We start from the raw sequence: 6,563 nt of genomic DNA on the forward strand, positions 1-6,563 counted from the left end.
CCGGTGGCGGCGGCGAGCACGGCCCGGGCGAGTGCCCGACCCGTGCCCCGGCGCCGGTACGCGGGATGTACGACCAGTTCCACCCCGACGCCGTCGCCCGGGGCGGTGGTGTCGAGGTGCGCGTATCCGGCCAGGGTGCCGTCGGGCGTCCGGGCGGTGAGGTGCACGGCCGGGGCGTCCGGGTCGCGCAGCCGCAGCAGCGTGTGCTCGTCGAGCGGGTCGGCGCCGTCGGCGTCGCCGGCGGCGCGGGCCAACGCCAGCACCTCGGTGATCTGGTCCGGCGTCAAGCGGTCCACGCGGGTGACCTCGGCCGCGTCCCGCCCTGCGTCGCTCGTCGGCTCGGTGCTGCTCATCCGTGTCACGGTAGCGGCCGTCGGGCCGCCGTTCGCGCCGGAGCGGAACGGGTGGCGGTGGCGCTCGTCACGGGGCGTCGACGGGCATCTGTTCCAGCTCGAACCGGGCCAGCAGTTCGGGCAGCAGGCGCTGCAACGCGTCAACCGTGCCGGAGCGGTCGCCGCCCGCGTCGTGCATGAGCACGATCGCCCCGGGGCCGGTCTGCGTCCGCACGGTCGTCTCGATGGTGGTCGCGCCCGGGGCCTTCCAGTCCGACGGGTCGACGTTCCAGTGCAGCGGGGTGAGGCCCAGTTCCGCGCAGACCGACACCACGGGGGCGGTCCAGGCGCCGCCCGGCTGGCGGTAGTACGCGATGTGGGCGTCGGGCGCGGCGGCGAGGATCGCGTCGTTGGTGCGCAGCAGGTCGGCGCGGATCGCCTCGGGGGACCGCTTGCCCAGGTTGACGTCGTGCTGCCAGGAGTGGTTGCAGACGGTGTGCCCCTCGGCCACGATCGACCGGACCAGGTCCGGGTGGCTCTCCACGTTCTCGCCGACGACGCAGAACGTGGCCCTCACCCCGTACTGGCTCAGCAGGGCGAGGACCTGCGGGGTCCACCGGGGGTCCGGGCCGTCGTCGAAGGTCAGCGCGACGCGGGCGGAGCCGGTGGCGGTCCGGACGCCGAACGGGCCCGGGCCGTCGTCGCCACCCTCCGGGGCGCTCGGCTCGGCGTCCGGCGACGCGTCGGGCAGCGGTCGCCCGGGTGCCGGGGCGGCGGGGAACTCGGTGCTCGGTGGCTGGTCGGCGTAGTGCGGGCCGGCGGTGGAGCCGGCCAGTCCCGTGTTCGTCGGTCGCTGCTCCGGCACCAGGCTGCGACCCAGCACGAAGGCCGAGGCCAGCAGACCGGCGAGCACCACGGTCACGATGCCTGTCGCGCGCACGGTCGCGCCCGACATCAGTGGTACCTGCCGTTCGTCGCCCCCGTGGTCAGCGCGCGCACCATCGCCCCCTCTAACCGGCAAATCCGGCAGTCAGGATATGGCTGACTGATGGGGCAAAAAGGGCAATCGACTAAAGTGGCCCCCGGTCGGGGGAACGGTTCAGACCGGGAGCGGGGCGGGCTCCGACTCCGGCAGCGACCGCGACGGCGGCACCACGAACTTGTACCCGACCTGCCGGACCGTACCGATCATCGACTCGTACTCGGAGCCGAGCTTGGCGCGCAGACGCCGGACGTGCACGTCCACCGTGCGCGTCCCGCCGAAGTAGTCGTAGCCCCAGACCTCGCGGAGCAGCTGGTCCCGGGTGAAGACCCGCCCCGGGTGCTGGGCGAGGAACTTCAACAGCTCGAACTCCTTGTAGGTGAGGTCGAGCGGGCGGCCCTTCAGCTTCGCGGCGTAGGTGTCCGGGTCGATGTTCAGCTCGCCGGCCCGGATCGAGCCGCCGGCGCCGGCGGTGGCGTTGCTCAACCGGCCGACCGCGAGCCGCAGCCGTGCCTCCACCTCGGCCGGGCCGGCCGCGGCGAGGATCACGTCGTCCACGCCCCAGTCGGCGTTGAGCGCGATCAGCCCGGCCTCGGTGACCACCGCGACCAGCGGCACGCCGAGCCCGGTGGCGTGCAGCATCCGGCAGGTGGCCCGCGCCTCGCTCAACTCGGAGCGGGCGTCCACCAGGACGGCGTCCGGGGTCGGGCCGGAGACCAACGTGCGGACGTCGCGGGGTGCGGTGCGGACCGAGTGCGGCAGCAGGTCGAGTGCCGGCAACACCGCCGACGGCTCACCCGCCCGTGCGGTCACGAGCAGCAGGAGCTCCACGATCACCTCCGTCCCGGCGGCCCTTCGGCCGCACGCGACCAGCGGCACGCCCGGGTGGGGGCGGCGCTGTGAACTTGCGTGGGTCCCGGCGTCGCTGACGGGCGGGGTAACGGGATGAGCGTAACCGATCGTCCGCCCGTCACCTTCGCGTCCTTTCCCGTTTGCCCCATCTGCCCTTGATCGCGGCGCAGGTTTTAACGTTGCCGAAACCGTGACCTCCGCCGGACCGCCCGGGTCTGGCACGATCGGGGCGTGTTTCCCTCCACCTCGCGCGACAGCGGTCGTGAACCGTGGGCCGACGAACCGCCGCCCGGGCCGTCCGGCCCCGCCCGTGGCTACCCGCCCGCCCCGCGTACCGGGCCGGGTGGGGAGGAGGGTGAGCGACCGGAGCGCAAGGGCCCGCGCCGGCTCCGCAAGGGCGGACCCGGCCGGCGCCCCGACGACGAGTCCGACGAGGCTCCCGAGGAGGAGGCCCCGCCGGTTCCGTTCCGCCGACCGCTGGCGCTGACCGTGGCGGGCTTCGCCGCGCTGCTCGGCGTGGGGCTGGTCCTCGGGGCGCAGACCTCCGGTCCCGGGCACCGGCTGCCCTTCGCGGTCATCATCTTCGGCGTCCAGATGCTCTACGTGCTCGCCTGGACGATGGCCATGCGACCGCCCGCGCTGCTGGTCGTCGCGCTGGTCAGCGTCGGCGCGGCGACGATCGCGGACGTCGCCGCCGTCCGGTCGGACATCGCCGGCCTGGCGCCGCTCGGCTACGCCGCCGCCGCCGGGCTGCTGCTCGGCGTGCTGGGCCAGCTCGTCCGCCGGGTCGACCGGGCCCGGGTCACCGAGTCGCTGGGCGGCACCCTGCTCATCGTGGTCGGCGTGGTCGCCTTCGGCACGCTGATCGTGCTCAGTCGCATCCCCAAGGGCACCCAGGCCATCACGGTCTGCCTCACCGCCGCCGGGGTGGCGCTGCTGGTGGCCCGGTTGACCGACGCGGTCGCCCCGTGGCCCCGGCTCGCCCCGCAGGTGCCCCGCGGCGCGGCCGGCGTGGTGGCGGGCGCCATGCTCGGCACGCTGACCAGCGCCGTGCTCGGCAGCTACCTGGTCGGGTTCACCCCGACCAGCGCCGCCCTGGTCGGGGTGGTCACCGCGGCCACCGCCGTGCTGGCCGACCTCGCCGTGGGCTACGCCGAGGCGGGTCGGCTGATGGCCGGTGAGCCGCCGACCATGTGGGTGGCCCGGCACATGCAGGGGCCGCTGGGCGGCTTCGCGCTGGCCGCACCTGCTGCGTACGCGATGTGCGTGCTCTTCCTCTGAGCCCGCGGTTGGGGAGGATTCGCCTCGGGTAAGTACGGTTGCGCCGCGAGGCGCGGTGACGGCGGCGAGGACTGGAGGCGGCGTGGCAGAGGCGTACCCGGCGGAAGGCCGGCCCCGCCGGCGGGGCCGGAAGATGCTCATCGGTTTCGTCGTCCTGCTGCTCGTGCTGGTCGGGCTGCTCGTCGTCGCCGACCGGGTGGCCGCCGGGGTGGCCGAGCGGGCGATCGCCGACCAGGTGCGCCAGGAGGTCGCGAAGCAGGACGCGCAGTCCGCCGCGCCCCGGGTCGAGGTCGGCGGCTTCCCGTTCCTCAACCAGGTGCTGGCCGGCAAGTACGAGCGCATCTCGATCCAGCTGACCGACGTGCAGGGCAACGTCCAGGGCGACGCGGTCAGCGTGCCGCGGCTGGACGTGGACGCCCGCAACGTGACCGCGTCGCTGGACACGCTCCGTTCCGGCCAGGGCGACGTGGTGGCGGAGAGCGTCGACGGCCGGGGCACGGTCACCTACGACAGCCTGGCCAAGCTGCTGGACCGGCCCGGGCTGACGCTGGGCGAGCGCGACGGCAGGCTCGCGGTCACCGCCCCGGTGGACATCCTCGGCGTCAAGCTGACCGTCAACGGCACGGCCGACGTGGCAGTGACCGACGGCAAGGTGGCGCTGCGCTTCAACGACCTCAACGCCGAAGGGCTGCCGAACCTGCCGCTGGCGCGGAGCCTGCTGGCCAACTACGCCAAGGGCATCTCGATCGACGTGCCGTTGCCGGAGCTGCCGTTCCAGCTCAACGTCCGAAAGGTGCAGCCGACGCCGGAGGGCCTGATGGTGGACGCGGACGCGAAGGACGTCCCGATCAACGCCGCCCGCTGACGTCCCGGATGCTGGTCGGCCCGGTGCCCCACGGCCGGGTCGGCTGGTAGTCTCCCTCCCCATGGGGACCCACCTCACCAAACGGCGCGCGGTCGACCTGTGCCGCGTGGCCACCTGCCTGTGTCGCCCCGTCATCTGACGGCGGGGCTGTCTCCGGTCGCCTGAGCGACCAATCGGCACCAAGGGTCCGCAACACCCCCTGAACGCCCGGCAGCGGCGCCGTCGCACGTACCCGTGATCCGTTCCTAACTCTGGGTCCCGCGCGTGGTGCGACAGCCACCGACTTCGATCTCCGCGCGCAGGCTCACCACCCATCCTCACCAGGGAGTGATCTGATGAGTCGCGACACCGCACTCGTCTCGGCCGAGTGGGCCGAGAAGAACCTCGACGCCCCGGGCGTCGTCTTCGTCGAGGTCGACGAGGACACCTCGGCCTACGACACCGGCCACATCGCCGGCGCGATCAAGCTGGACTGGAAGGCCGACCTCCAGGACCAGGTCCGGCGGGACTTCGTCAACCAGGAGCAGTTCGCCGCGCTGCTCTCCGAGCGGGGCATCGCCAACGACGACACCGTCATCCTCTACGGCGGCAACAACAACTGGTTCGCCGCGTACGCGTACTGGTACTTCAAGCTCTACGGCCACCGCGACGTCAAGCTGCTCGACGGCGGCCGCAAGAAGTGGGAGCTGGACGCCCGCCCGCTGGTCTCCGACGCGGTGACCCGCCCGGCGACGCAGTACGTCGCGCAGGCGCCGGACACCTCGATCCGCGCGTTCCGCGACGAGGTGGTCGACGCGATCGGCACCAAGAACCTGGTCGACGTGCGCAGCCCCGACGAGTACGCCGGCCGGCTGCTCGCCCCGGCCCACCTCCCGCAGGAGCAGGCGCAGCGGGCCGGCCACGTGCCGACCGCGATCAGCGTGCCGTGGTCCAAGGCGGCGAACGAGGACGGCACGTTCAAGTCCGACGACGAGCTGCGCAAGATCTACGCCGACGCCGGGCTGGACGACGGCAAGGAGACCATCGCCTACTGCCGCATCGGCGAGCGGTCCTCGCACACCTGGTTCGTGCTCCAGGAGCTGCTCGGGCACCGCAACGTGAAGAACTACGACGGTTCCTGGACCGAGTACGGCTCGCTCGTCGGCGTGCCGGTGGCGCTCGGCGACGAGCCCGGGGAGGCCTGACATGACCGCTCCCACCGCTGCCGGCTGCGCCGCGCCGGACCAGGCCGCCCCCCTCCCGGCCAGCCTGGACCTGGAGAAGGAGACAGTCATCACCGGCCGGGTGCTGGCCGAGTCCGGCGAGGTCGTGCCGGGCGCGTACGTCCGGCTGCTCGACTCGACGGGTGAGTTCACCGCCGAGGTGGTGACCTCGGCCGCCGGCCAGTTCCGGTTCTTCGCCGCGCCGGGCTCGTGGACGCTGCGGGCGCTCTCCCGCCACGGCAACGGCGACACCGCCGTGACCGCGGCCCGGGGGATCAACGAGGTGACCGTCGCGGTCGCCGCCTGACCCACGCTCTGACCGTGGCCCGTCACCCCGCCGGGGGGTGACGGGCCACGAGCCGTTCCGGGGCCGGTGGGTGCCCGGTCGCGGGCGGCCCGGTCGTCGGCACGTGACACCATGGCGCGGTGAGTGCCGTCCAGGCGGGATACGCCCCGCCCACCCCTCCCGACCGGCCTGCCGCCGGCCGGCGTCGGCAACGCTGGCTGGTGGCCGCCACGGTGGTGTGGGCCGTGCTGCTCGCCGGGCTGACCTGGTGGTCGGTACGCAACGACCCGCCCACGGTCAAGGAGCAGCGCACGCTGCACCAGGCCGGCCCGGTGGTGGACCGGGCGGTCGGTGCGCTGACCGCCGCGGTCGGAACGGACGGCGTCCCGGCGCTCCTGCCGGACCGGCTCGACCGGGGCTGCCGGGTGACCCCGCTGGACGACGGCGCCTCCCTGGAACGCGGCATCGAGGTGGCGACCGGCGACGTGGACGTCCGCGAGGTGCTGCGCCGGGTGGCCGACCGGCTGCCGGCGCAGTGGCGTGCCGGTGTGTCGACGCTCGACGGCGAACCGCTGCTGCGCGCCGACGCCGGGGAGTTCGTCGCGGTCGAGGGCCGGGCCGGTGGGCCGGGTCGGGTGCTGCTGACGGCGGCCACCGGCTGCCGGCCGGTCGGCGAGGGCTACCGCGCTCCCGCCGCCGACGCCGCGGTGCCGGCCGACCGCGGCGATCTCGTCGACGAAGACGATCGCCGGCGCGTTCGACT

The 6,563-nt window shown here is 73.9% G+C and carries 9 protein-coding genes; 6 read left to right on the forward strand and 3 right to left on the reverse strand.

Annotation, left to right across the window (positions count from 1 at the left end):
• From HUW36_RS22720 to HUW36_RS22730, 3 genes are all read right to left on the reverse strand, one after another.
• The coding region (locus tag HUW36_RS22720; RefSeq protein WP_174530031.1) for a GNAT family N-acetyltransferase at positions 1-353 on the reverse strand (353 nt) is incomplete at its 3' end.
• 67 nt (positions 354-420) lie between these two features.
• Complete coding sequence (locus HUW36_RS22725; protein WP_174530032.1) at positions 421-1,287, reverse strand: polysaccharide deacetylase family protein; 867 nt, start codon at positions 1,285-1,287, stop codon at positions 421-423.
• Between the two features lie 144 nt (positions 1,288-1,431).
• Positions 1,432-2,151, reverse strand: coding sequence for a winged helix-turn-helix transcriptional regulator (locus tag HUW36_RS22730; protein ID WP_217428853.1), 720 nt, complete (start codon positions 2,149-2,151; stop codon positions 1,432-1,434).
• Between the two features lie 246 nt (positions 2,152-2,397).
• Here HUW36_RS22730 and HUW36_RS22735 point away from each other — a divergent pair, with 246 nt between their 5' ends.
• From HUW36_RS22735 to HUW36_RS22755, 6 genes are all read left to right on the forward strand, one after another.
• Complete coding sequence (locus HUW36_RS22735; protein WP_174530034.1) at positions 2,398-3,447, forward strand: hypothetical protein; 1,050 nt, start codon at positions 2,398-2,400, stop codon at positions 3,445-3,447.
• A gap of 133 nt (positions 3,448-3,580) precedes the next feature.
• Positions 3,581-4,312, forward strand: coding sequence for an LmeA family phospholipid-binding protein (locus tag HUW36_RS22740; protein WP_425487256.1), 732 nt, complete (start codon positions 3,581-3,583; stop codon positions 4,310-4,312).
• 61 nt (positions 4,313-4,373) lie between these two features.
• Positions 4,374-4,451: an Ms5788A family Cys-rich leader peptide gene (locus HUW36_RS35010; RefSeq protein ID WP_310503780.1), complete on the forward strand. Its 78-nt coding sequence runs from the start codon at positions 4,374-4,376 to the stop codon at positions 4,449-4,451.
• Between the two features lie 196 nt (positions 4,452-4,647).
• On the forward strand, positions 4,648-5,496 hold the full coding sequence (locus HUW36_RS22745) for a sulfurtransferase (protein WP_174530036.1): 849 nt from the start codon (positions 4,648-4,650) through the stop codon (positions 5,494-5,496).
• A gap of 1 nt (position 5,497) precedes the next feature.
• A complete protein-coding gene (locus HUW36_RS22750) occupies positions 5,498-5,821 on the forward strand; it encodes a DUF1416 domain-containing protein (RefSeq protein ID WP_174530037.1) in 324 nt (107 codons plus the stop codon).
• Between the two features lie 119 nt (positions 5,822-5,940).
• A partial coding sequence (locus HUW36_RS22755) for a hypothetical protein (protein WP_174530038.1) occupies positions 5,941-6,563 on the forward strand: 623 nt, incomplete at its 3' end.

The organism is Micromonospora maritima (assembly GCF_902825405.1).
Taxonomy (GTDB): domain Bacteria; phylum Actinomycetota; class Actinomycetes; order Mycobacteriales; family Micromonosporaceae; genus Micromonospora; species Micromonospora maritima.

Excerpts from the sequence above, each read along its gene's own strand:
- HUW36_RS22750 (WP_174530037.1), top strand. The coding sequence starts at position 5,498 with ATGACCGCTCCCACCGCTGCCGGCTGCGCCGCGCCGGACCAGGCCGCC.
- HUW36_RS22725 (WP_174530032.1), bottom strand. The coding sequence starts at position 1,287 with ATGTCGGGCGCGACCGTGCGCGCGACAGGCATCGTGACCGTGGTGCTC.
- HUW36_RS22740 (WP_425487256.1), top strand. The coding sequence starts at position 3,581 with ATGCTCATCGGTTTCGTCGTCCTGCTGCTCGTGCTGGTCGGGCTGCTC.
- HUW36_RS22745 (WP_174530036.1), top strand. The coding sequence starts at position 4,648 with ATGAGTCGCGACACCGCACTCGTCTCGGCCGAGTGGGCCGAGAAGAAC.
- HUW36_RS35010 (WP_310503780.1), top strand. The coding sequence starts at position 4,374 with ATGGGGACCCACCTCACCAAACGGCGCGCGGTCGACCTGTGCCGCGTG.